The 20,751-nt window shown below is 66.0% G+C and carries 24 protein-coding genes; 10 read left to right on the forward strand and 14 right to left on the reverse strand.

The annotated features are described in order from the left end of the window. The first annotated feature begins 27 nt into the window (after positions 1-27). Positions 28-792, forward strand: a complete 765-nt coding sequence (gene ppk2, locus ABIE04_RS04165) for a polyphosphate kinase 2 (protein WP_354547303.1) — start codon at positions 28-30, stop codon at positions 790-792. Here the strand turns inward: ppk2 and ABIE04_RS04170 are convergent. The 3 genes from ABIE04_RS04170 to ABIE04_RS04180 are packed head-to-tail and all read right to left on the reverse strand — an operon-like array spanning position 789 to position 2,814. After that, positions 789-1,055, reverse strand: coding sequence for an acylphosphatase (locus ABIE04_RS04170; RefSeq protein ID WP_354547307.1), 267 nt, complete (start codon positions 1,053-1,055; stop codon positions 789-791). The genes ppk2 and ABIE04_RS04170 overlap by 4 nt on opposite strands. Beyond that, positions 1,055-1,540, reverse strand: coding sequence for a TlpA family protein disulfide reductase (locus tag ABIE04_RS04175; protein ID WP_436410350.1), 486 nt, complete (start codon positions 1,538-1,540; stop codon positions 1,055-1,057). Before ABIE04_RS04175 ends, ABIE04_RS04170 begins: the two co-directional genes overlap by 1 nt. Continuing rightward, complete coding sequence (locus ABIE04_RS04180; RefSeq protein WP_354547311.1) at positions 1,537-2,814, reverse strand: YihY family inner membrane protein; 1,278 nt, start codon at positions 2,812-2,814, stop codon at positions 1,537-1,539. The genes ABIE04_RS04175 and ABIE04_RS04180 overlap by 4 nt, the downstream gene beginning before the upstream one ends. A 106-nt stretch (positions 2,815-2,920) precedes the next feature. Here ABIE04_RS04180 and wrbA point away from each other — a divergent pair, with 106 nt between their 5' ends. Continuing rightward, a complete protein-coding gene (gene wrbA, locus ABIE04_RS04185; protein ID WP_354547314.1) occupies positions 2,921-3,523 on the forward strand; it encodes an NAD(P)H:quinone oxidoreductase in 603 nt (200 codons plus the stop codon). Continuing rightward, positions 3,520-3,900: a DUF2069 domain-containing protein gene (locus ABIE04_RS04190; RefSeq protein WP_354547316.1), complete on the forward strand. Its 381-nt coding sequence runs from the start codon at positions 3,520-3,522 to the stop codon at positions 3,898-3,900. Before wrbA ends, ABIE04_RS04190 begins: the two co-directional genes overlap by 4 nt. 450 nt (positions 3,901-4,350) lie before the next feature. Here the strand turns inward: ABIE04_RS04190 and ABIE04_RS04195 are convergent, their stop codons facing one another. From ABIE04_RS04195 to ABIE04_RS04220, 6 genes are all read right to left on the reverse strand, one after another. Further along, positions 4,351-4,836, reverse strand: coding sequence for a hypothetical protein (locus tag ABIE04_RS04195; protein ID WP_354547317.1), 486 nt, complete (start codon positions 4,834-4,836; stop codon positions 4,351-4,353). Positions 4,837-5,089: 253 nt separating this feature from the next. Beyond that, complete coding sequence (locus tag ABIE04_RS04200) at positions 5,090-5,776, reverse strand: hypothetical protein (RefSeq protein ID WP_354547318.1); 687 nt, start codon at positions 5,774-5,776, stop codon at positions 5,090-5,092. 150 nt (positions 5,777-5,926) lie between these two features. Beyond that, positions 5,927-6,412: an Ltp family lipoprotein gene (locus tag ABIE04_RS04205; protein WP_354547319.1), complete on the reverse strand. Its 486-nt coding sequence runs from the start codon at positions 6,410-6,412 to the stop codon at positions 5,927-5,929. A gap of 115 nt (positions 6,413-6,527) precedes the next feature. Beyond that, entirely contained in the window at positions 6,528-7,331 is an 804-nt protein-coding gene (locus ABIE04_RS04210) for a Shedu immune nuclease family protein (protein WP_354547320.1), read from the reverse strand. A gap of 40 nt (positions 7,332-7,371) precedes the next feature. Next, entirely contained in the window at positions 7,372-7,848 is a 477-nt protein-coding gene (locus ABIE04_RS04215; protein WP_354547321.1) for a hypothetical protein, read from the reverse strand. Positions 7,849-8,066: 218 nt separating this feature from the next. Next, positions 8,067-8,852 (reverse strand): acyl-CoA thioesterase, encoded by a 786-nt coding sequence (locus ABIE04_RS04220; protein ID WP_354547322.1) that lies wholly within the window; start codon positions 8,850-8,852, stop codon positions 8,067-8,069. 102 nt (positions 8,853-8,954) lie between these two features. On the opposite strand from ABIE04_RS04220, the gene ABIE04_RS04225 reads away from it, so the two are divergent. Further along, a complete protein-coding gene (locus ABIE04_RS04225) occupies positions 8,955-10,598 on the forward strand; it encodes an acyl-CoA dehydrogenase family protein (protein ID WP_354547323.1) in 1,644 nt (547 codons plus the stop codon). Between the two features lie 293 nt (positions 10,599-10,891). Then, positions 10,892-11,383 (forward strand): asparaginase domain-containing protein, encoded by a 492-nt coding sequence (locus tag ABIE04_RS04230; RefSeq protein ID WP_354547324.1) that lies wholly within the window; start codon positions 10,892-10,894, stop codon positions 11,381-11,383. 102 nt (positions 11,384-11,485) lie between these two features. Here ABIE04_RS04230 and ABIE04_RS04235 read toward each other — a convergent pair whose 3' ends face one another. Both ABIE04_RS04235 and sufT read right to left on the reverse strand, forming a co-directional pair. Continuing rightward, a complete protein-coding gene (locus ABIE04_RS04235; RefSeq protein WP_354547325.1) occupies positions 11,486-13,630 on the reverse strand; it encodes a M4 family metallopeptidase in 2,145 nt (714 codons plus the stop codon). Between the two features lie 491 nt (positions 13,631-14,121). After that, complete coding sequence (gene sufT, locus ABIE04_RS04240; protein ID WP_354547326.1) at positions 14,122-14,679, reverse strand: putative Fe-S cluster assembly protein SufT; 558 nt, start codon at positions 14,677-14,679, stop codon at positions 14,122-14,124. Between the two features lie 467 nt (positions 14,680-15,146). Between sufT and ABIE04_RS04245 the strand changes: the two genes are divergently transcribed. Then, on the forward strand, positions 15,147-15,575 hold the full coding sequence (locus ABIE04_RS04245; protein ID WP_354547327.1) for a hypothetical protein: 429 nt from the start codon (positions 15,147-15,149) through the stop codon (positions 15,573-15,575). A gap of 16 nt (positions 15,576-15,591) precedes the next feature. Here ABIE04_RS04245 and ABIE04_RS04250 read toward each other — a convergent pair whose 3' ends face one another. Together ABIE04_RS04250 and ABIE04_RS04255 are read right to left on the reverse strand one after the other, a co-directional pair. Then, on the reverse strand, positions 15,592-17,049 hold the full coding sequence (locus tag ABIE04_RS04250; RefSeq protein WP_354547328.1) for an NAD(P)(+) transhydrogenase (Re/Si-specific) subunit beta: 1,458 nt from the start codon (positions 17,047-17,049) through the stop codon (positions 15,592-15,594). Next, entirely contained in the window at positions 17,049-17,354 is a 306-nt protein-coding gene (locus tag ABIE04_RS04255; protein ID WP_114344467.1) for an NAD(P) transhydrogenase subunit alpha, read from the reverse strand. The genes ABIE04_RS04250 and ABIE04_RS04255 overlap by 1 nt, the downstream gene beginning before the upstream one ends. A gap of 150 nt (positions 17,355-17,504) precedes the next feature. Here ABIE04_RS04255 and ABIE04_RS04260 point away from each other — a divergent pair, with 150 nt between their 5' ends. The 3 genes from ABIE04_RS04260 to ABIE04_RS04270 are packed head-to-tail and all read left to right on the forward strand — an operon-like array spanning position 17,505 to position 19,027. Beyond that, on the forward strand, positions 17,505-18,089 hold the full coding sequence (locus ABIE04_RS04260; protein ID WP_354547329.1) for an RNA polymerase sigma factor: 585 nt from the start codon (positions 17,505-17,507) through the stop codon (positions 18,087-18,089). Next, the gene (locus ABIE04_RS04265; protein ID WP_354547330.1) at positions 18,086-18,466 is read left to right on the forward strand and encodes a hypothetical protein; all 381 of its coding nucleotides are present in this window, start codon (positions 18,086-18,088) and stop codon (positions 18,464-18,466) included. Before ABIE04_RS04260 ends, ABIE04_RS04265 begins: the two co-directional genes overlap by 4 nt. Before the next feature lie 3 nt (positions 18,467-18,469). Continuing rightward, entirely contained in the window at positions 18,470-19,027 is a 558-nt protein-coding gene (locus tag ABIE04_RS04270; RefSeq protein ID WP_354547331.1) for a DUF3106 domain-containing protein, read from the forward strand. 69 nt (positions 19,028-19,096) lie between these two features. Here ABIE04_RS04270 and ABIE04_RS04275 read toward each other — a convergent pair whose 3' ends face one another. Next, positions 19,097-20,197 (reverse strand): NAD(P) transhydrogenase subunit alpha, encoded by a 1,101-nt coding sequence (locus ABIE04_RS04275; RefSeq protein ID WP_354547332.1) that lies wholly within the window; start codon positions 20,195-20,197, stop codon positions 19,097-19,099. A 135-nt stretch (positions 20,198-20,332) separates the two neighbouring features. Here ABIE04_RS04275 and cdd point away from each other — a divergent pair, with 135 nt between their 5' ends. After that, positions 20,333-20,749, forward strand: a complete 417-nt coding sequence (cdd, locus tag ABIE04_RS04280) for a cytidine deaminase (protein ID WP_354547333.1) — start codon at positions 20,333-20,335, stop codon at positions 20,747-20,749. Positions 20,750-20,751: the final 2 nt, after the last annotated feature.

Here is a 20,751-nt window from a genome sequence, read left to right on the forward strand (position 1 = left end):
GCAGAGGTTTGCAAGCTGGAGAACCCCATGGGCAAGCGCTACCGCAAGGCGATGAAGGAATTGCAGCTCGACCTGGTGCGGCTGCAGCACGGCCTGCGCAGCAGCGGCAAACGGCTGCTGGTGATCTTCGAAGGCCGCGACGCCGCCGGCAAGGGCGGCACCATCAAGGCCATCACCGAGAGCCTGGACACCCGCGGCTACCGCATCGTGGCCCTGCCCAAACCCAGCGAGGCCGAAGCTACCCAGTGGTACTTCCAGCGCTACGTGGCCCACCTGCCCGCCGCCGGCGAGTTCGTGCTGTTCGACCGCAGCTGGTACAACCGCGCGGTAGTGGAACCGGCCATGGGCTTCTGCAGCAGCACGCAATACGAAGCCTTCCTCGACGCGGTGCCGGCGTTCGAAAAGCTGCTCGCCGACGACGGCATCATCCTCATCAAGTACTGGCTCGCGGTGGACCAGGCCGAGCAGGAGAAGCGCTTCGCCGAGCGTGCCGACGATCCGCTGAAACGCTGGAAGCTCTCACCGGTGGACCTGGTCGCGCGCCAGAAGTACGCCGAGATGGGCCGGCTGCGCGACGTGATGATCGAGCGCACGCATGCCAACCATGCGCCGTGGTTCGTGGTCGATTTCAACGACCAGAAGCGCGGCCGGATCAACGTGATCCGCCACCTGTTGCAACAGCTGCCGTTGCACGACGGAGCGGTCCCTGCGGTGAAACTGCCCAGGCTCAAGGGCAAGCCGAAGACCGAGCGCGTCACCGAGCAGGCATCGTGGGTGCCCGATACGTTCTAGCCGGTGTGGAAGCCGTGCAGATCCTGCTCCGGCACGTCCTCGCGGCTGACCGTCTCCACGCGCGCCGCGGGCGGTCCCCGCCGCAGCCAGCGTTCCAAAGCATCGAGCGCCTCCGCCGTTCCGCTGGCCAGCACCTCGACGCTGCCGTCCGGCAGATTTTTCGCATACCCGGCCACCCCGAGCGCCAGCGCCTGCCCGCGGGCGCTGGCGCGATAGAACACGCCCTGCACCCGACCGCTGACGATGAACCGCGCGGCTGCCATCACTTGGCTCCGATCAGGCCTTCCAGCGACGCCTCGGTCACCGGCCCCACGATGTGTTTCGCCACCTTGCCGTCGGGGCTGATCAGGTAGGTGGTGGGCAGGCCGCGCGGTTCGTCGAAATCCTTCGGCGGCTGGTCCAGGGTGACCTGGGCGATCGGGTACGCCACCGGGTGCTTGGCCAGGAACGCCTTGATGTCGGCCGGCTCGCTGTCCTCGTAGGCCAGCCCGATCGCCACCACGTTCTTGTGCGCGGTGACGAAGCGCGAGATGTCCGGCATCTCCTTGATGCACGGCACGCACCAGGTCGCCCAGTAGTTGACGATCACCCACTTGCCGCGCTGCGCGGCCAGGTCGAACGTCTTGCCGTCCAGCGTGGTGACGTGCAGGGTCGGCTGCGCCGGCATCGCCGCCTGCACGGGCATGGCAAACGCGAGCGCCACGGCCAGCACAGCCGCCGGGCGCGACAGGAAGGAGAACAGGGTCATGCGGGGAGTTCCTCGGTGTCAGCCGCCGGGTCGGCGGCAGGGGGATAGATCTGGTCGAGCCGTGCGCCCAGCTTCGCCTGCAGCGCGGCGGCCAGTTCGGCCAGCATCGCCAGCAGCTCCGGCGGCAGCGCGATGCCCAGCGCGGCCGCCTCGTCCACCGGCTGCAGCGGCAGACGGTAGCTGGTATGCCGGTACACGCGCAGCAGGTCGGTACTGTCCAGGCTGCGGCACAGCAGCCAGCCGCCGGCTTCGCCGCGCTGGATCAGGTCGGCCTGCTGCAGGTCGTCGATGTAGGCGGCGATCAGCGCGCTGCGCAGGTACGGCTCGCGCACGCGCAGGTCGGCCGGGTCCACGCAGTCGCCGCTGCGCTGGGCTTCGACGAAATGCCGCAGCACCACCAGCAGCCCGAGGAACTCGGCGCCTTCGGGCAGCGTCTGCATCGGTGCGTGGTATTCGAACGCGGACGCCGAGGCGGCGATCGACGCGGCCAGGATCACGATCACCCACGACAGGTAGATCCACAGCAGGAAGATCGGGATCGCCGCCAGCACGCCGTAGATCTGCTGGTAGGTCTGCGCCTGCTGCACGAACTGGCCGAAACCCCAGCGCGCGATCTCGAACAGCACCGCGCCGAGCAGCGCGCCGATCGCCGCGTCGCGGCGCGACACCTTGCAGTTCGGGATCACCGCATACATCAGCCACAGCGTGAAAAACGTCACCAGGAACGGCAGCGTGCCCAGCAGGCTCTGGGTGACGCCGCTGAGCTGGTCGGCGGCGCTGTGCAGCAGCGGCGCCGCGGTCACGTACGAGGTCACCGCGATGCCGCCGACCACCAGGATCGGCCCCAGCGTCAATGCCGCCCAGTACAGCAGCAGGCGCGAGCCCCAGCTGCGCGGCTGGTGCACGCGCCAGATCCGGTTCAGCCGGTCCTCGATGCTGATCATCATCGACAGCGCGCTGAACAGCATCACCAGGATACTGATGCCGGTGAGCTTGCTGGCATTCGCCGCAAACCCCAGCATGGTCGCCTGCACCGCCTCGCCGGTCGACGGCACGAAATTGTTGAACACGAAGTTGATCAGCGTGTCGCGCGCCGGCTGGAACACCGGGAACGCCGAGAACATCGCGAACACCGCCACCGTCAACGGCACCAGCGAGACCAGGGTGGTGTACGACAACGCACCGGCCGTCTCGAAGCACTTGTCATCGACGAAGCGCTGCCAGATGAAGCGGCTGAAGCTCTTCGTGCGCTCGCGGTTGAAACGCCGGATCATCGCTGTCCTTTCACTGGCGGCCCGGGCGGACCGCCAACATCGTGGGTACCGGCCGGTACACTAGCGTATTGGCTGTGAATGCCTCAAACGCCCGAGTCGACGCCACATGAACCAAGAGATCCTGGTCCTGTACTACAGCCGCAGCGGCCACACCGCCCAGCTGGCCCGCCTGATCGCCCGCGGCATCGAGGAAGTGCCCGGCATGCGCGCGCGCCTGCGCCAGGTGCCGCCGGTGGCGCCGGTGACCGAAACCGCGCAGCCGCCGGAACCCGAGGACGGCGCGCCGTACGTACAGAAGCAGGACCTGCTCGACTGCGTCGCACTCGCCATGGGCAGCCCCACCCGCTTCGGCAACATGGCCGCGCCGCTGAAATATTTCCTCGACACCACCGGCGCCGAATGGGCCAGCGGCGCGCTGGTCGGCAAGCCGGCGGCGCTGTTCACGTCGACCAGCACCATGCATGGCGGCCAGGAATCCACCCTGCTCTCGATGGCGCTGCCGCTGCTGCATCACGGCATGCTGCTGCTCGGCGTGCCGTACACCGAGCCGGCGCTGACCGCCACGCAAAGCGGCGGCACCCCGTACGGCGCCAGCCACGTCGCCGGCGCCAAGGGCGACAACCCGATCAGCGAACACGAACGCGAACTGGCCCGCGCGCTGGGCCGGCGTCTGGCCGACACGGCGCGCCGACTGGCGGACAGGCCGTGACTACCGCCGCGCGCGCACCCATCCTTCCCGTTTATCGCGTCGGCCTGGTCGCCTGGGCCTTGCTCGTCGTGCTGCAACTCGCCTGGCATGCCTGGCTGGTGCCGCCGCAGAGCATGCCGCTGACCCTGCTGCTGGCGATCACCGTCATCCCGCTGCTGCTGCCCCTGCTCGCCATCCGCAACGTGCGCCGCGCCCTGCTCTGGGTCGGCATCCTCAGCCTGTTCTACTTCTGCCACGGCGTGTCCGAGGCTTGGGGGTCGGCGGGCGAGCGCTGGCTGGCGATCGCGGAGATCGTGCTGACCGTGTTGCTGATCGCGGCGCTGGGCGCCGGGGTGAAGCGGCGCACCGATCAAACGGGCGCACCGCCGTCGCGCTGAGACGTTTGCCGGGGCGTTGCAAGCTTCAGGGAGCCTCGAATAACCCGTTCTTTGCACACCATGTCACCCTCACCCCCGTCATGCCGGCGCAGGCCGGCATCGCACTTCGTGACATGGACGCCGAGTGCGTCGGCAGTCGACCGCGAGTGTCCATCGCCCGGCGCCGAGTGCCTGATAGCCGGCGCAGACACTGAAACCGTCGGCGCCGAGTCCGCGCCAGTCGGCGGGGATGCAAGAACCATCGACGGCGATGTGCCGACATCCGGCGGGGAGTAGTGAACGCTCGACGCCGAGTGCCCCGCCCTCGGCGGGGATAGTCGAAGCGTCGGCGGCGACTGCCGCACCATCGGCGGGGATAGCGCGCTACCCGGCGCCGACCGCCTGACACCCGGCGTCGAGCATCCGGCACCCGGCGGGAAGCGGCTGGCGCTGCCCGCCGGGCCTGGCCGATCAGGCGGCTGCCGGCTCCGGCGTGGCCTGGTTCGCGCGGGTGCCGGGGAAGCGCTGGCGCAGGTCATCGTAGATATCCTGCGCACCGGCGCGGCTGCGATGTGCCGCCTCGCGCACGCTCTGGTAGTAGGCCAGGTCGGCCATCCACACCTCGCTGGATACCAGCTGCACGGTGTCGTCCACGCTGGTCGCCAGCGTCTGCAGCTCCGCCGCAAAACGCAGCAACTGGGCGCGCAGGGTGCGATCCTTCTGCACCTCGGCCAGCTCCACGAAACCCGGCACGAACTCCGCCCGATTGCCCATGTAGGTCGTGCACTTCTCGTCGAAGCCGATTGACTTCGGCCCCATCTTCGGCAACTCGCGCCGCTCCTGCACCGACAGCGTCACCAGAAACGGCAGCACCCCACGGATCGCCGCCAACGCCCCCTGCACCGTCGCCACATCCTCATCCGACAGCACGGCGGAAATACGGTTGTCATTGCTCATGGAAACACTCCCTTGCGTCAAGAAAAAAGCCGCCCAGCTGGCGGCGTAGGGAGCGTAGCAATGAGGTGGCGTGGGGTTGGAGCGATGGGCGATGTAGGGGGAGGAGGATGGGGTGTAAGCGTAGTGCCGCAACACCGCATCGAACTGACAAAGCGGCACGCGTCAGAAGGCCAACACGACGACCAGCAATGGCCCAAAAAGCCCACGGCAAAGCACCATTCGCCCGGTTGACCGGAAGTCTCTTACGGAAATGTTAGGGGACAGATCGGGAGAACGTCGACGCGTCATATACTTCGTCAAACTTAGTTCGTTCTATTGTCTTGCCATTGGCAACGAACTCATCCGCTTTCTTCTGCATATCCTTCAGATAGATGAGAAATTGCTCATGGCTCTCCGTGTATGCGGAGAGGTCGGGACCATGTCTATTCTGTAGATGGAAGCGTATTTGCCACTGTAGACCTGCACAGCTTAGAAATTGTGCTTTGGCAGTCTGCCCCCACGCGCTACATACCTTAGCAAGCTCTTCCGTCATTCCGTCGCATGCATGTCTAGTATAAATTTCAGATGATTTGTTACGTAGATTCGTGATACCGGTATTGATCAAATCGACTAGCGAATGAATCATTTGGTATGAGATTCTTTGCTTTTGATTGAGAGACAAGAGTGCATCGTTGTAGTACCCACGAAAAATCGGATTGGACAAACCCACAGTAGACTCACTGCTTACGCCCATAGCACCGTGGATCTCAAGCTGGCGAGCATAGAAGAAGAACAACCTGTTGATCTCTTCGTCCAAGTCTACAAGTTCCTCAAGCAGGAGTTTGAGAATTTTTCGCCGCTGCAGCCAGATTTTTAAGCTGCTAGTTACCTGCGCCAGTATCCAGCCCGCGAAAGCAGACGTGACACCAATCAAAATTTTTAATAAATTGTCGTCAAACACCTTCCCCGCCCCTCACGCTGGAGTTAAGCAGCGGCGAAGCCGTCCGCTTGAATGAATCATTAGGTCGCTACTGGATCAAAGCCGCTGCCACGCCAAACTTGGGCTGACCTTAAGCTCACCCCAATTTTGGGGCGAGAGCCACGAGAAAAGCTAGTTGCAAGCACCTGCTTGCTGCGCCCCGTAGGTTGCCTGCCTCACGGTGTACTTTTCTCCGGCACTCGATGAAAGCTGCTGAATGAGACCCTTACACGAGAAACCCTGCATGCTGAGGTACTGCTTTGCGGATTTCACCGCCTCTTGGTTCCAATCAATATTCAGGCTATCCACCGCAAAGGTAGCATCGGCGACCTTATAACCTTCTCCAGCTTCCGATGAGAGTTGCTGAACAAGTCCGTCCCGTGAGAAGCCCGCCATGCTGAGGTACTGCTTCGCAGACCTAACGGCGTTCTTCTGTGGCCCAGTCAAACTTTCTGTTACGGTCTCTTCTTTTTTTACTTCAGCTCGCTCGGTGATCTGTTGATCGTGTGCAGCGGCTTCAGCTGCTTTTTGCTCTGGGGATTTGGTCGCTTCGATGATCATTCCGAGCGCAACGAGGCCGACGAAAGCAATAAAAATCCATTTCAAAAGCTTCTTCATTGTTCCCCCTGGTTGGTTGTAGATCGCTTTTGTTACTACACGTGGTGAGCTTGTTGCCAGTGCGCCCTAACGCTGGAGTTAAGCGGCGGCGTAGCCGTCCGCCTTGAACGAACTGTTAGACAACGCAGCGCCCCACCTTCGGGAGAGCATGATCGAGCATCATCCCGTCCTTGAGACTCCGGTGATACCAACTGCCCCTATTGCGAAGTATGTCGTTTCTAAGCTCGTCGACAATCTTTAGTTGACTGGGGTCCATCCACGCAAACACCGACTCATCAATGAATTTGTCCGAGACAATTTCGACATGCTCGTTCTTGCGTAAGCACAAGTACAGAGGACTCTTCGTATGCAAGGCTTCCGCCAGGCTGTCAAATGAGACGATGTGAAAATCGTCGGCCTCGCGAGCTCGGATGAGGCTACGCCGTAATTCACTACCTTCGAATTCCGCACGCCGGCCGTGTACAAGAACATATTTGATATGACACTTGTTCCGCTTCATAGCCTCCGGTACACGAACGGGTGCGATCGTGCCATCGATGAAGCCAGCAATATTTGCAGGATTGTCGAACCATGCTCGCCACCGAGCAATTTGATCAAGTCCCGTCAGAAATTCTGGATGAAGATCGTTGGCGTGTTCCTTAAAATAGCGAGAGTGCGGCTTTTCAATTTCTATGAGAACCAAGTTCCAGTCAGCCGAGCTTTTCGAAAGATAGAAGAAGTCGGGTGCATAGTCCCTCGCGAGAGAGATCTTTCGGAAAACCATATCAAAGTGGATACCGTGATTCTGTACAAACTCTCGTGGTATGAGCACTGTATGTTCTTCCATGAACCGCTGATACACCTGTTCAGGGTGCGACTCATCCAGAAGCTTGGTGAATTCATCTCGGATCTTTTGCAGCTCATCTGGTTCAAGTCGCACGGAACTTTCCTGTGTTGTCTAACGCTGGAGTTAAGAGTGGTTAGGCAAACGCCTCAGAGGTGCCATCGCTGTACAACACGTTTGACACAGCGAAGCTACATTTCATATCGGTCAAGTTGGTCGCTTGCATCCACTGATGCTCCCCCATGAATTGGTTGAACGTGAATCCGATCCCAGGATTTACGAGAGGCTTGTCAGGACTAAGTGCATCGTTCACTGTGACTAGAAGACGGAATTTTACGTCTCCAAATAGATCAGAAAATTGGATAGCCCCCTTTACTGCACGAGTTGGTTTCGACGCTGCCGACAAGGTGTAGGTACAGTCGAACCAAATATGATCTTCGTAGTCTCCATGGTCGTAGCGCTTGTTTGAAACTGAAAGTGCCACCAATGATTTCTTTGGCAACTCTGGCGGCAATGCACTCGCAGCAGATCCAGATCCTTGTAACCCATAACTGGCTTCGAGCAATGAAAGCCGGCGCTCAATTTCAGCAATGCGTTCTTCCAACGTATCCATTCTTGCGATTCCCCTTTCGTTTGCCTAACGCTGTGTAGATTTCAAAATGAAGTGTAACCCTGCAGCCTATCCCGTGCTCGTCGCCGTACACGACAGGGCCCAGGCCTACACAGATCAACAAGTTGCTGCGTTTGGTGCAGCCTAATCCCGCCGTCTAATCCCGCCGTGTTTCCACGCACACGATCACGGCGCGAACGCCGTACACGAAACACTCCGCCTCACCCGAACACCACCATACTCTGCCGACTCAACGCCACCGCCTCCCCACGTGGGCCCCACAGCATCACGCTCTGGTTGGTGTAGCCGTCGCGGGCGGCGATGAGGTTGGCGTCGACGCGCCAGTCGTCCAGGCCGAGGTCGTCGTAGCGGTCGCACAGCAGTTCGAGCATCCAGGTGAGCGAGCTGCCGGGGGTGGGCGTGGCGAACATCGACAGCGCGATCGGCGGGATGAAGTCGGCGAAGGCGAGTACGTGGGTTTCGTCGGGCGGGCCGTCGTCGCGCAGGGAAAGTCGCAGCACGTTGTCGCGCTGGCGGCCGCCGCTGAATGGCAGGTCGCCGCGCAGCCAGCTGGCGCGGAAGTGCTGGGTGAAGGCGGGCATGCGGCCTTCGACGTAGCGCAGTTCCTGCGGCGTCACCGCCACGACGGGCGGTTGTTCGGGCTGGAAGTCCAGCGCCGAGGGGCGTGCGTTGCCGAATACGCCGAGCAGCCGGCACAGCGTCTGCTCGCCGTCGCACAGGCTGGCCTCGACCTGGATGGCGCTGCGCCCCGCGCGCAGCAGCCGCGCGCGGATGGCCACGCTGCCGGCCGGCACCGGCGCGATGAAAGTCACCTGCAGGGTGCGCAGCGGCATGTCCGCCGGCACCAGCTCGCGCATGGCGCGCAACGCCAGTGCCGCCTGCAGGCCGCCGAAGGCGCTGCGCCCCTGCAGCCAGTCCTCGCTGACGGTGGCCTGCCAGCCGTCGCCATGGCGCGTGACCGTCTGCATCGCTTCGGAAAATCGCATGGGTGGCGCCTGCGCTGGAGGATGGCTTTCGATGATGCCAGCGCAACGCGCCGAATGCCCGCGTGCCTATACTCGACACCTCGACTCTGGATGGAGCGCGCCATGGCCTTCCTGCAGGATCCGCCGCAACTGCCGCACCCGTATCGCAGCGACCGTGCGCTGCTGGCCCTGCTCGATCGTGCGCTGCCGGCGGAGCGCCGCGCGGCGCTGGATGCCGACCTCGATGCGCTGGGCGACTACGCGCAGATGGCGTGGCAGCGCGCATGCACCACGACGCGGCGCAAGCCGGTGCTGACGCAGTGGGACGCCTGGGGTCAGCGTGTGGACCGCATCGAGTTGACGCCGGCGTGGCAGGAAGGCGCGGCGCTGACGACGCGGCATGCCGTGCTGGCCGCCGGCCACGGCGACAGCGCATACGGGCGGCTGGAGGAATTCGCCCGCGTCTACCTGTACCACCTCGCCAGCGAGTTCTACACCTGCCCGCTGGCGATGACCGACGGCGCCGCCACCGCGATCAAGGCCTCCGGCAACCGCGAGCTGATCGAGCGCGTGCTGCCGCATTTCCTCAGCCGCGATCCAGCCACCTTCTGGCTCAGCGGCCAGTGGATGACCGAGACCGCCGGCGGCTCCGATGTCGGCCACACCGAAACCGTCGCGCGGCAGGATGCCGCCGGGCAATGGCGCCTGTACGGGCGCAAGTGGTTCAGCTCGGCGGTGGTCGGCGAGGCGGCGCTGGCGCTGGCGCGGCCCGACGGCGCGGCGGCCGCGGGCACCGCGGCGCTGGCGTTGTTCTACGTCGAGACGATGGATGGCGCGCGACGCAAGAGCGAACTGGTGATCGACCGCCTGAAGGACAAGCTCGGCACGCAGGAATTGCCCACCGCGGAAATCCATCTCGACGGCCTGCCCGCGTGGCCGCTGGGCGAGCTTGCCAACGGCGTGCGCCAGGTGGCGCCGATGCTCAACGTCACGCGCACGTGGAACGCGGTCTGTGCGGTCGCCAGCATGGCTCGTGCGATCAGTCTGGCGCGCGACTTCGCCGAGCGCCGGCGCGCGTTTGGCCGTCCATTGATCGAGCAGCCGCTGCACGCGCAGACGCTGGCCGACATGCAGGCCGAGTTCGAGGGCGCGTTCGCGCTAGCGTTCGAGATCGCGCAACTGCTGGGCCGGGTCGAGCACGGCGCAGCGCAGCCGCACGAGGCCGCGCTGCTGCGCCTGCTCACGCCGCTGGCCAAGCTGTGGACCGGCAAGCTGGCGGTGCAGATGTGCTCGGAGGCGCTGGAATGCTTCGGCGGCGCCGGCTACATCGAGGACACCGGCCTGCCGCAGCTGCTGCGCGACGCGCAGGTGTATGCGATCTGGGAAGGCACCACCAACGTGCTGTCGCTGGACAGCCTGCGCGCGCTGGCCGGCGACAGCCTCGGCGCGTTGCGCACGGCCTGCGCGGGCTGGCTGGAGGGCAACGACGACATGCACGCGGCCAGCGCGATCCGGCAGACGCTGGACGCCGCGGCGCGCTGGCTCGACCAGCATGCGGCCGCGCGCGACACGCTGGAGGCCGGCGCGCGCGGCCTCGCCTTCACCCTCGCGCGCTGCGCCGCCGCGGCGCTGCTGGCGCGCCAGGCCACCTGGTCGGATCGCCACGGCGACCGACGCCCGGCCGCGGCATTGCAACGTTTCGTCAGCCGTGGCCTGGATCGACTGGTGTCGCCGGATGCCGGCAACACCGCGCTGCTGCTGGGGTAATCGATCGCTTTGAAGCCCCTCTCCCGCCGGGAGAGGGGTTGGGGTGAGGGTACGGGGCTCGCGTAATCTGCAACGGAGAAGTGCTGGTTCCGTGCAGCATTCCACATCACGCTGCGCCCGCACCCTCATCCGGCGCTACGCGCCACCTTCTCCCGGAGGGAGAAGGGCTCAGATGGTCACCACGCGCTACGACCTGACACTCTTCCGCCCCCGGGTTCGCGAGCAGGTCTCTCCCCATCCCTCACCCGCAGGCGGGCTAAAATGCCAGCATTCCCTCACACTGGCCCACCGACATGCAGCACCTGACCATCGTCACCACCGGCGGCACCATCGACAAGATCTACTTCGACGACAAGTCGGACTACAAGATCGGCGCGCCCCAGATCGGCGAGATCCTCGACCAGCTCGGCGTGGCGTTCCAGTTCGACGTGATCCCGATCCTGCGCAAGGACAGCCTGCACATGGGCGCCGAAGACCGCGCGCTGGTGCGCTCGACGATCGAGGCGCAGCCGCACCGCCACGTGCTGATCACCCACGGCACCGACACCATGGTCGAGACCGCGCGCGAACTGGCCGACATCAAGGGCAAGGTGATCGTGCTGACCGGCGCGCTGAACCCGGCGCGCTTCCAGGGTTCCGACGCGGTGTTCAACATCGGCTGCGCGGTGGCCGCGGTGCAGACCCTGCCCGACGGCGTCTACATCACCATGAACGGCCGCGTGTGGGACCCGGCCAAGGTGCGCAAGAACCGCGACGCCAACCGTTTCGAGGAAGTCGCCGGCTGACTTTCACGCATGAAAAACGGGCCCGGTCGATCCGACCGGGCCCGCGTTGCAGCCACTGCTCCTTGGGAAAAACGGCGGGTCATCCCTGACCCGTCAGGGGGCTTACCAGTTGGCCACCAGCGACACGCCCGAGAAGGACGTGTAGCCGCGTACCTTGATGTAATAGGTACCCGAGGCCGCACTGAATGAGCAGGTTTCCGCATTGCCGGTCCGGTACGGGCGGCAGTCGTAGCTGCTGGTGGTCGGGGCGGAGCCCTTCTTCACGTACAGGTCCGCATCGCCCGTGCCGCCGGAGATCGCGATGGACAGGTTGCTGCCCGTCGGCACCGTCACCGTGTAGCTCAGCTCCTGGCCCGTCGAACCGGCCAGGCCGGTCACCGGCACGCCATCCTGCAGGCCGCCGGTACCGCCGCCACCGGTGCTGTAGGACGCCTTGACGGTGACGCCGGAGTACGCCGAGTAGCCGTGCACCTTGAGGTAGTACTTGCCCGCACTCGGCGCGGCCACGGTGCAGCTTTCCGAGTTGCCGGTCTTGTACGGGCGGCAGTCGTAGCTGCTGGTGGTTGGCGCGCTGCCGAACTTGGTGTACAGGTCGGCATCGCCGGTGCCGCCGGAGATCGACATCACCAGGTTGCTGGCGCCGGTCGGCACGGTGATGAAGTAGTCGTTGTCGCCGCCCGACGCCGCGGCCACGCCGGTGACGCCCACGTTGTTCTGCAGCTCGGTGGTGGTACCGCCGCCACCGCCGCCCGAGCAGCTCACGCCCACGCCGGTGAAGGCGGCGATCACGTCGTTCGCGTTGTAGCCCAGGTCGGTCGCCGCCGACTGCACGCCGCAGGCGCCGGAGTTGAAGGTGGCGGTGGTCGTCCAGTACGACTTGTTGGCGAGCGCGAAGGCCTGGAACGCCTTCTTCACGTCCCAACCCGCGGTCTTGGCCAGCAGGCAGAACGCCTTGTTGTACACGCCGCTGGTGTAGTGCACGTCCATGCTGGAGGTGTAGTTGGCCGCGTTGTCGATCGAGCCGCCGTCCTGCGGCGGGTTGCACATGTAGCGCAGCGCATCACCGATGCCGGCGCTGGTCTTGACGATATCGCGCCCGACCAGGAAATCCGCCGCACCGCGATCGTAGAACTCGGCCGCTTCGCCGGCGATGTCCGAGTACGCCTCGTTCATGCCGCCGGACTGGCCGCTGTACTCCAGGCCCGAGTTCTGCTCGGTGTAGCCGTGGCTGATCTCGTGGCTGGTCACGTCCAGCGACACCAGCGGGTAGAACGTGCTGGCGCCGTCGCCGAAGTACATCGCGCTGCCGTCCCAGAACGCGTTCTCGTAGTTCGACTTGTAGTGCACCTTCATCACCAGCTGGATGCTCAGCGGCGGCGCACCGGTGTAGGCGGTGTACATGTCATGCACGACGCCGCCGAAATGGTGCGCGTCGTTGACCGGCGAGTAGGCGCCGTTGATCGCGTCGGTGTCGCTGTTCGGGCAGGTGAAGCTGACCACCGAACCGCCGCTGGTGCCGTGGTTGAGGTTGTAGGTCTTGACGTTGGTGTTGACCAGCGTGCAGGTGCTGCCGGACTGGGTCACGTCGAGCGCGGCGTAGTCGGTGCCGTAGAGGTACTTGCCGGTCTTGGTGTTGCCGCCGGGGCCGGTGGCGGAAGCATCGGTCAGGCCGTTCCAGCTGCGGATCACCTCGCCGGTGTTGGCGTCGACGATCGCGGTCGGGCGCGACGGATTCGCGCCGCCGACGAAGTAGGACACGCGGTAGACCAGGCGTGCCGTGCCGCTGTCCTGCGGATACACGAACAGGTCGGTCATCTGGTTGCTGATGGCGGCGCCACCGATCAGGGTGGTGTGCGCGTGCGACTGCAGCGCCGCGATGGCGCGGGCGGCGGACAGCTTCGGCGCGACCGAGGCCAGGCCGAGCTGGGCGTCCTGCATCAGTTCGCCCGTGGCACGCAGCGCATTGCCATTGGCATCCTGCACCACGGCAATGCTGCGGCCGTAAACCGGCACGCCGCGGAACATCTGCTGCTGGCGCACGACCTTGCGCCCGCCGGGGATGGCCACCGAACTGCGCGGCACCAGCGACATGTTCTGGCCAAGGTTCAGGTGGGCGGCCAGCGAACTGGCCGGCACCGCACCGAGATCCTGTGCATGCAAGGTCTTCGTGTTGGCGGCGGTGGCCACGGACGCGGTGGCCATGCCGATCGCGGCAACCAGCAATTTCAGACGGTAATGATTGGGCATTGAAAACTCCTAGACGCTATTTTTTGGGGACAAACGAGCCCGATGCGGCCGCGTGGACCCCATGCAAGAATTGCCGTGCGAGGCACGGCCCCTTTTTTTTCGTGTGCTGTCTAGCGATCCCAAAATACGTCCGGATCGGCTGCCTCCCCCTGGCACTCCATTGCACGGGCAGCGCGTGGACGCGTAACTGCAAGACGGCGATCAGGCCGCCAAAGGATCATCCGTCAACCTCCCCGATGACGAATCCGGTTACGTTATTCCTTGCGAACCATCGCAACAATCTGACTTTTTCCTACGATGGGTGACGGCAGTCACAGGACGTGGCATCTGCGTCGTCACGGACGTGAATGATGCGCGAAGGAAAAGTGGCGGTGCGTGCGATACGCAGCCGCGTGCACGAAGTCACGTGTCGTGATCGACCGTCATGTCGGAACGGAGGGAATGCGCGCGGCCGGGAAGTCTCCGGCAACTTTCGCGGGCACCACGGCAGCTCAGAGCATGCCGGTTTCGAGCTTCGCCGCGTCGGACATCATCGAATGGCTCCACGGCGGGTCGAACACCAGGTCCACATCCGCCTCGACCACCGTGGGAATCATCTCCAACTTGGTGCGTGCGTCGTCGACCAGGATGTCGCCCATGCCGCAGCCGGGCGCGGTCAGGGTGAGCTTCACGTAGACCTTGCGCTCGCCGGATTCGGTCTGCTCCAGGCTGAGGTCGTAGACCAGCCCCAGTTCGACCACGTTCACCGGGATCTCCGGATCGAACACGGTGCGCAACTGGTCCCACGCCAGTTTTTCCACGTCCGCGTCGGTGGCGTCCGCCGGCACCTCGATCGGCGCCGGTCGTTCCTTGCCCAGGGCGTCGGCGTCGTCGCCGGCGATGCGGAACAGGTTGCCTTCCACGTAGACGGTGAAGCTGCCGCCCAGCGCCTGTGTGATGTAGCCGATCTGGCCGGCCGGCAGGGTCACCACGTCGCCTTGCGGCACCATCACGGCGCTGCAATCACGCACCAGGGTGAAAGGTTCGCTGCTCAGACTGAAACCACTCATGCCAACGCCAATCCTGTATCTGCGGGCACGGCCATGCGTCGAACCCTGGTTGTCTATTATGCCGCCCGCCGCATGCGACCGCTTGTCCCAGATCAGGCCGGAATCACCGGAACTCAAGGGATGCCCGCCGACGACACGTTATGATGGCCGCTTTATCCGACGGAAAAACGCATGCGCCCTGCCGAGAGCCTGTTCATGATCTCCAAGTGCCCCGCGTTGCCATCGAGTGGCCGCCAGGTGGTAGTGCGTGGCGCAGCGCCTGACTGGCCGTCAGGTCAAGCCGCGCGCTGCCGCATGGCGGCCACTCGATGGCAACCCGAAGGGCCGGGTCTGTTTGCCCGCATGCCGGCGTCATCACTCGGTCGTGGACGGACGTCCACTCCTTCGTTCTTCCTTGGCCTGCGCGCAAACAGCTCCCGGCGCGAGGCACTTGGAGATCATGAACAGGCTCTAACGTGTCATCGCCGATGAGCGTGCGCACCGTATCGCTGTCGGTGTTCGTGCTGTTCAGCGCCGCCATGCTGGGACTGGCCGCCGGCGCCGTATGGATGGTGGCGGCGTTGTATCTGCGGCACCCGCTGCCGTGGCTGGCGCTACCGATCGGCGCGCTGCTGGCCTGGACCATTCGCGCCTGCGTGCGCCCGGCCGGCACCGTCGCGGCGCTGCTGGCGGCAGGCGCCACTCTGCTGGCCGCGTTCTACGTCAACATGCTGATCGCCGGCGTGCTGATCGCCGGCAACATGGGCATGGGCCTGATCGCGGCGATGCGCACCGCCGGCGTCGGCATGCTGTGGCAACTGGCACGGATGGCGCTGTCGCCGGCGGACATGGCCTGCGCCGTGCTGGGCATGCTGCTGGCCGCGTGGCTGGCCTGGCGCAAGCCGCGCCGGCGTTGAAGCGGCCCAGCGCCGGTCAGGCGTCGATCTCCTTCAGCGACGCCACCAGTTCGCCCACCGCCGCCTGGCCGTCGCCGTACAGCATGCGCGTGTTGTCGGCGTAGAACAGCGCGTTCTCGATGCCGGCGAAACCGGTGCCCTTGCCGCGCTTGATCACGATCACGTGTTTCGCGTTGCCCACGTCGAGAATCGGCATGCCGTAGATCGGCGACGCCGGATCGGTTTTCGCCAGCGGGTTGACCACGTCGTTCGCGCCGATCACCAGCGCCACGTCGGTGGCGGGGAATTCCGGGTTGATGTCGTCCATGTCGGCGATCAGGTCGTACGGCACGCCGGCCTCGGCCAGCAGCACGTTCATGTGCCCGGGCATGCGGCCGGCCACCGGGTGGATCGCGAACTTCACTTTCACCCCGCGCTTGATCAGGAGCTGGGCGAATTCCCACACCTTGTGCTGCGCCTGCGCCACCGCCAGGCCGTAGCCGGGCACGATCACCACGCGCTCGGCGTACGCCATCATCACCGCCGCGTCGCTGGCGTCGATCGGCTTCTGGGCGCCCTCGATCGCCTGCGCCTCGCCGCCGCCGGCGCCGAAACTGCCGAACAGCACGTTGCCGATCGAGCGGTTCATCGCCTTGGCCATCAGCTGGGTCAGCAGCGTACCGGCCGCGCCGACCACGGTGCCGGCGATGATCATCGCCTCGTTGCCCAGCACGAAGCCCTCGAACGCCACCGCCAGGCCGGTGAACGCGTTGTACAGCGAGATCACCACCGGCATGTCGGCGCCGCCGATCGGCAAGGTCATCATCAGGCCGAACAGCAGCGCCAGCGCGAAGAACAGTGCGATCAACGGCACGCTGACGTGACCCGTCGCGAGCAGGATGCCCACGACCACCGCCGCCGCCAGCAGCAACAGGTTCACCGCACGCTGGCCGGGGAACACGAAGCGCTTGTCCAGCCAGCCCTGCAGCTTGGCGAACGCGATCAGCGAGCCGGAGAAACTCACCGCGCCGATCAGCGCACCGAGCACGCCCAGCGCCAGCTCGGTCGGCGACAGCGCGGGCGGCAAGCCGTTCACCGCCCAGGCCTCCGGCCGCAGCGGCGAGGTATCCGGCACCGCCTGCAGCAGGCCCAGCCCGCGTGCGTAGCCGATCAGCTCGACCGCGCCGATCGCCGCCGCCGCACCGCCGCCCATGCCGTTGTACAGCGCCACCATCTGCGGCATCGCGGTCATCGCCACGCGGCGGCCGCTCCACCAGGCGGCGGCCACGCCGATCAGCACCGCAGCGACGATCAGTCCGCGGTTGTGCATGTCCGGCAGGAAGAACGTGGCCAGCACCGCCAGCAGCATGCCGAAGCCGGCCCAGACGATGCCGCCGCGCGCGGTGCGCGGCGAGCTCATGCGTTTGAGACCCAGGATGAACAGCAGCGCGGCGAGGAAATAACAGGCCTTGATCACGGTGGGCAGCCAGCTCATCACTTCGCTCCCTTGCCGGCATCCGGCTTGCTGGACTTGAACATCTCCAGCATCCGTTCGGTCACCACGTAGCCGCCGGCGGCGTTGCCCGCGCCCAGCAGCACGCCGATGAAGCCGATCGTCATCTCGAATGGCGTCTGCGCATGGCCTAGTGCGATCATCGCCCCAACCAGCACAATGCCGTGCACGAAGTTGGACCCGGACATCAGCGGCGTGTGTAGGATCACCGGCACCCGCGCGATGATTTCATAGCCGGTAAACGCGGCCAGCATGAAGATATACAGCGCCAGGAAACCGTCGATCATGACCCCATCCCCCGTGAGAGCCGCCCGCCAGGACGTCGAATCCGCATCATACGGGTGCAGGTCAACCCGTGCGAGCCTGCCGCGTTGAACATCGGGAACCCACCGACGGAGCCCGAGGATGCTTCACCCGACGCCGCGGCTGACGAGTCCATGAACAGCGTAGCCGGCACGCTCGACACGGACCTGCTCGGCGACGCCCGCGAAACGCCCGCCACGCTGGATGCGTTCCTGGCGCAGGTCGAGCGGCGCGCGTTCCGCATGGCCGAGTTGCAGCTGCGCCATCGCGAGGACGCCATGGACGCCGTGCAGGACGCCATGCTGCGGCTGGTCAGGCATTACCGCGACAAGCCTGCCGCGGAATGGGCGCCGCTGTTCTGGGGCATCCTGCGCCGGCGCGTCGTCGACCTGCAGCGCCGCCGCAAGGTGCGCTCGATCGTGGTGGGTTGGCTCGGCGGTGGCCGCGACGACGACGGCGACGAACTGCCCGCGTGGGAGCCGGCGGACCCCGGCCAGGATCCGCTGGGCCGCCTGCACGACGTGCAGTCGTATGCGGACATGGCCGCCGCGGTCAGGCAGCTGCCGCGGCGCCAGCGCGAGGCCTTCATGCTGCGCATGCTGGAAGGACTGGACGTGGCCGAAACCGCCCGCGCCATGGGCTGCTCCGAAGGCAGCGTGAAAACCCATCTGTCGCGCGCGATACACCATCTGCGCGACCAACTGGAGGACTGGCGATGACTTCGCCCGACGAACATTTCGAACAGCGCGCCCGCGAACTCTGGCGCGAGGCCGCCCAGCGCATCGACCCGGCCACCGCCGGACGCCTGCGCGCGGCCCGGCGGCAGGCGCTGGAGACAGCCAGTGCGCCCGCGCACCGCGCCGTGCGCTGGCTGATCCCCACCGGCGCCTTCGCCGCGATCGCGCTGGCCGCGATGATGGTGTGGCAGCCGTTGCCGCAGCACCACGCGACCAGCGCGATGCACGCCGCCAGCACCGCCGATGACTTGGACAGCGAGCTGCCGCCGGATGCCGACAAGACCGATCCGAACCTCTACCAGAACCTCGACTTCTACGGCTGGCTGGCTTCCACCGACAGCCACACGGCAACCCGCTGAGCCATGACCCGAATCCTCCGCCCGATCCTGCCCCTGCTGCTTGCCGCCCTGCTCGGCAGCGTTGCCGTGGCGCCGCTGCACGCGCAGAGCGCACCGCCCCCGCCGCCGCCCCATGGCGACATGCCGCCACCGCCGCCGCGCCCGTGGAGCAGCCTCGACCCGGCCCAGCGCGACGTGCTGGCGCCGCTGCAGAAAGAGTGGGACAGCATGCCGCCGCGCAAGCAGTCGCGCATGCTGCAGCGGGCCGAACGCTGGGTCACGCTGCCGCCGGAAAGGCGCGAGGAAGTCCGCCAGCACATCGCCCGCTGGCAGCAGATGACACCGGACGAGCGTCGGCAGGCGCGCGAGAACCGGCGAAAATTCAACGAGCTCTCGCCGCAGCAGCGCGAACAACTGCACGCCACCTTCGAGCGCTTCCAGCAACTGCCGCCGGCACAACGCGAGCGGCTGATCCGCGAATGGCACTCGCTGCCGCCCGCCGAACGCCTGCACTGGGACGAGCGACGTGGTCACGACCGTCCGCCACCGCCTCCGCCGCCAGGCGGCCCCGGCCACCCCTGATCTGCAGGGCGGGCACGGCCCGCCGGCTTTTGACGGCAAGAGCGGCGGGCCGTGCCCGCCCTACGCAATTCAGCCGGCGAAGCGCGTCTCGCCGGCGTGGCTCAGGCAGCTCTTGGCCACCAGCTCGTCGTCGAAATCCGGCTTCAATTCGCCATCGCGCACCAGCAGCTCGACGAAGTTGAACACGTTGCGCGCGTACATCTCCGACGCATGCAGCGGCGCGCCAGCCGGCAGGTTCAGTGGGCCCAGGATCACCACCCCGCCTTGCTCGACCCGCTCGCCCGGCCGGGTCAGCTCGCAGTTGCCGCCGCTCTCGGCGGCCAGGTCGACGACCAACGCGCCCGGCTTCATGCCCTCGACCATCGCCGCGCTGAGAATCTTCGGCGCCGGCCGCCCCGGCACCGCGGCGGTGCTGACGACCACGTCGAACGATTTCAGGTGATCGGCCAGCGCCTGCTGCTGCGCGGCGCGCTCCTCCGCCGACAGCTCGCGCGCGTAGCCGCCGCTGCCGGCGGCGCTGACGCCGAGGTCGAGGAACTTCGCGCCCAGCGACTCCACCTGTTCGCGCGTCTCCGGGCGCACGTCGTAACCCTCGATCTGCGCACCGAGCCGGCGTGCGGTGGCGATCGCCTGCAGGCCGGCCACGCCGGCGCCGATCACCAGTACCTTCGACGGCCGGATCGTGCCGGCGGCGGTGGTCAACATCGGGAAGAACTTCGGCGAAGCCTCGGCCGCGATCAGCATCGCGCGATAGCCGGCCACCGCCGCCTGCGAACTCAACACGTCCATCGCCTGCGCGCGGGTGGTGCGCGGCAACAGCTCCAGCGAGAACGCGGTGAGCTTGCGCGCGGCCAGCGCGGCGATGCGTTCGGCCGCGCCGTACGGGCGCAACTGGCCGACCACCACGCTGCCCTCGCGCAAGCCGGCGAACACCGTATCGGCGGGCGGCAGCACGCAGGCCAGCACGTCCGCCTGCGCCAGCACCAGGGCGGCATCGGCGAATTCGGCCTCGGCGTAGACGCTGTCGGGAAAACCCGCGGCGCGTCCGGCATCACGCTCCAGCAGCACGCGCAGGCCCTTGCCGCGCAGCTTCTTCGCCATCTCGGGCGTGATCGCCACGCGCCGCTCCCCGGCGGCAGTCTCGCGCAAAGCGGCTACGGTGATCGGCATGGTGCAGTCCCCTCGGCATTGGTCCGGTCATCTTAGCGGCACTCGCGGGCTTTGATCCGGGCCGGCGCAAAAGAGTAAGCTGGTCCGCCGGCATACGCGGCTCGCGCCGCGCCTGGGTCATCGCTGGAGATCCCGATGCCTGCCATTTCCGCCGCTTTCGACGACCTGCTGACCTTGGCGCGCAGCGCGCGCGAACAGGCCTATGCGCCGTATTCCCACTTCCAGGTCGGGGCCGCCCTGCTGACCCGCGACGGTCGCCGCTTCAGCGGCTGCAACGTGGAAAACGCCTCCTACGGTCTGTGCAACTGCGCCGAACGTACCGCCCTGTTCAGCGCGATCGCCGCGGGCTGCCGGCCCGGCGACTTCGCCGCGCTGGCGGTGGTCGCCGACACCGAGAATCCGGTCAGCCCCTGCGGCGCCTGCCGCCAGGTGATGTCCGAACTGTGCGACGACGCCATGCCGGTGCTGCTGGCGAACCTGCACGGCGACACCCAGCAGACCAGCGTGGCCGCCCTGCTGCCCGGCTCGTTCAAGCTGCCGCTGTCGGCGTGACG

This window comes from Rhodanobacter soli (assembly GCF_040548735.1).
Lineage (GTDB): Bacteria > Pseudomonadota > Gammaproteobacteria > Xanthomonadales > Rhodanobacteraceae > Rhodanobacter > Rhodanobacter soli_A.

Excerpts from the sequence above, each read along its gene's own strand:
- ABIE04_RS04180 (WP_354547311.1), bottom strand. The coding sequence starts at position 2,814 with ATGATCCGGCGTTTCAACCGCGAGCGCACGAAGAGCTTCAGCCGCTTC.
- ABIE04_RS04265 (WP_354547330.1), top strand. The coding sequence starts at position 18,086 with ATGACTTCGCCCGACGAACATTTCGAACAGCGCGCCCGCGAACTCTGG.
- ABIE04_RS04245 (WP_354547327.1), top strand. The coding sequence starts at position 15,147 with ATGAGCGTGCGCACCGTATCGCTGTCGGTGTTCGTGCTGTTCAGCGCC.
- ABIE04_RS04275 (WP_354547332.1), bottom strand. The coding sequence starts at position 20,197 with ATGCCGATCACCGTAGCCGCTTTGCGCGAGACTGCCGCCGGGGAGCGG.
- ppk2 (WP_354547303.1), top strand. The coding sequence starts at position 28 with ATGGGCAAGCGCTACCGCAAGGCGATGAAGGAATTGCAGCTCGACCTG.
- sufT (WP_354547326.1), bottom strand. The coding sequence starts at position 14,679 with ATGAGTGGTTTCAGTCTGAGCAGCGAACCTTTCACCCTGGTGCGTGAT.
- ABIE04_RS04235 (WP_354547325.1), bottom strand. The coding sequence starts at position 13,630 with ATGCCCAATCATTACCGTCTGAAATTGCTGGTTGCCGCGATCGGCATG.
- ABIE04_RS04250 (WP_354547328.1), bottom strand. The coding sequence starts at position 17,049 with ATGAGCTGGCTGCCCACCGTGATCAAGGCCTGTTATTTCCTCGCCGCG.
- ABIE04_RS04215 (WP_354547321.1), bottom strand. The coding sequence starts at position 7,848 with ATGGATACGTTGGAAGAACGCATTGCTGAAATTGAGCGCCGGCTTTCA.
- ABIE04_RS04205 (WP_354547319.1), bottom strand. The coding sequence starts at position 6,412 with ATGAAGAAGCTTTTGAAATGGATTTTTATTGCTTTCGTCGGCCTCGTT.
- ABIE04_RS04175 (WP_436410350.1), bottom strand. The coding sequence starts at position 1,540 with ATGACCCTGTTCTCCTTCCTGTCGCGCCCGGCGGCTGTGCTGGCCGTG.
- ABIE04_RS04170 (WP_354547307.1), bottom strand. The coding sequence starts at position 1,055 with ATGGCAGCCGCGCGGTTCATCGTCAGCGGTCGGGTGCAGGGCGTGTTC.
- cdd (WP_354547333.1), top strand. The coding sequence starts at position 20,333 with ATGCCTGCCATTTCCGCCGCTTTCGACGACCTGCTGACCTTGGCGCGC.
- ABIE04_RS04195 (WP_354547317.1), bottom strand. The coding sequence starts at position 4,836 with ATGAGCAATGACAACCGTATTTCCGCCGTGCTGTCGGATGAGGATGTG.
- wrbA (WP_354547314.1), top strand. The coding sequence starts at position 2,921 with ATGAACCAAGAGATCCTGGTCCTGTACTACAGCCGCAGCGGCCACACC.
- ABIE04_RS04225 (WP_354547323.1), top strand. The coding sequence starts at position 8,955 with ATGGCCTTCCTGCAGGATCCGCCGCAACTGCCGCACCCGTATCGCAGC.
- ABIE04_RS04270 (WP_354547331.1), top strand. The coding sequence starts at position 18,470 with ATGACCCGAATCCTCCGCCCGATCCTGCCCCTGCTGCTTGCCGCCCTG.
- ABIE04_RS04255 (WP_114344467.1), bottom strand. The coding sequence starts at position 17,354 with ATGATCGACGGTTTCCTGGCGCTGTATATCTTCATGCTGGCCGCGTTT.
- ABIE04_RS04220 (WP_354547322.1), bottom strand. The coding sequence starts at position 8,852 with ATGCGATTTTCCGAAGCGATGCAGACGGTCACGCGCCATGGCGACGGC.
- ABIE04_RS04230 (WP_354547324.1), top strand. The coding sequence starts at position 10,892 with ATGCAGCACCTGACCATCGTCACCACCGGCGGCACCATCGACAAGATC.
- ABIE04_RS04260 (WP_354547329.1), top strand. The coding sequence starts at position 17,505 with ATGAACAGCGTAGCCGGCACGCTCGACACGGACCTGCTCGGCGACGCC.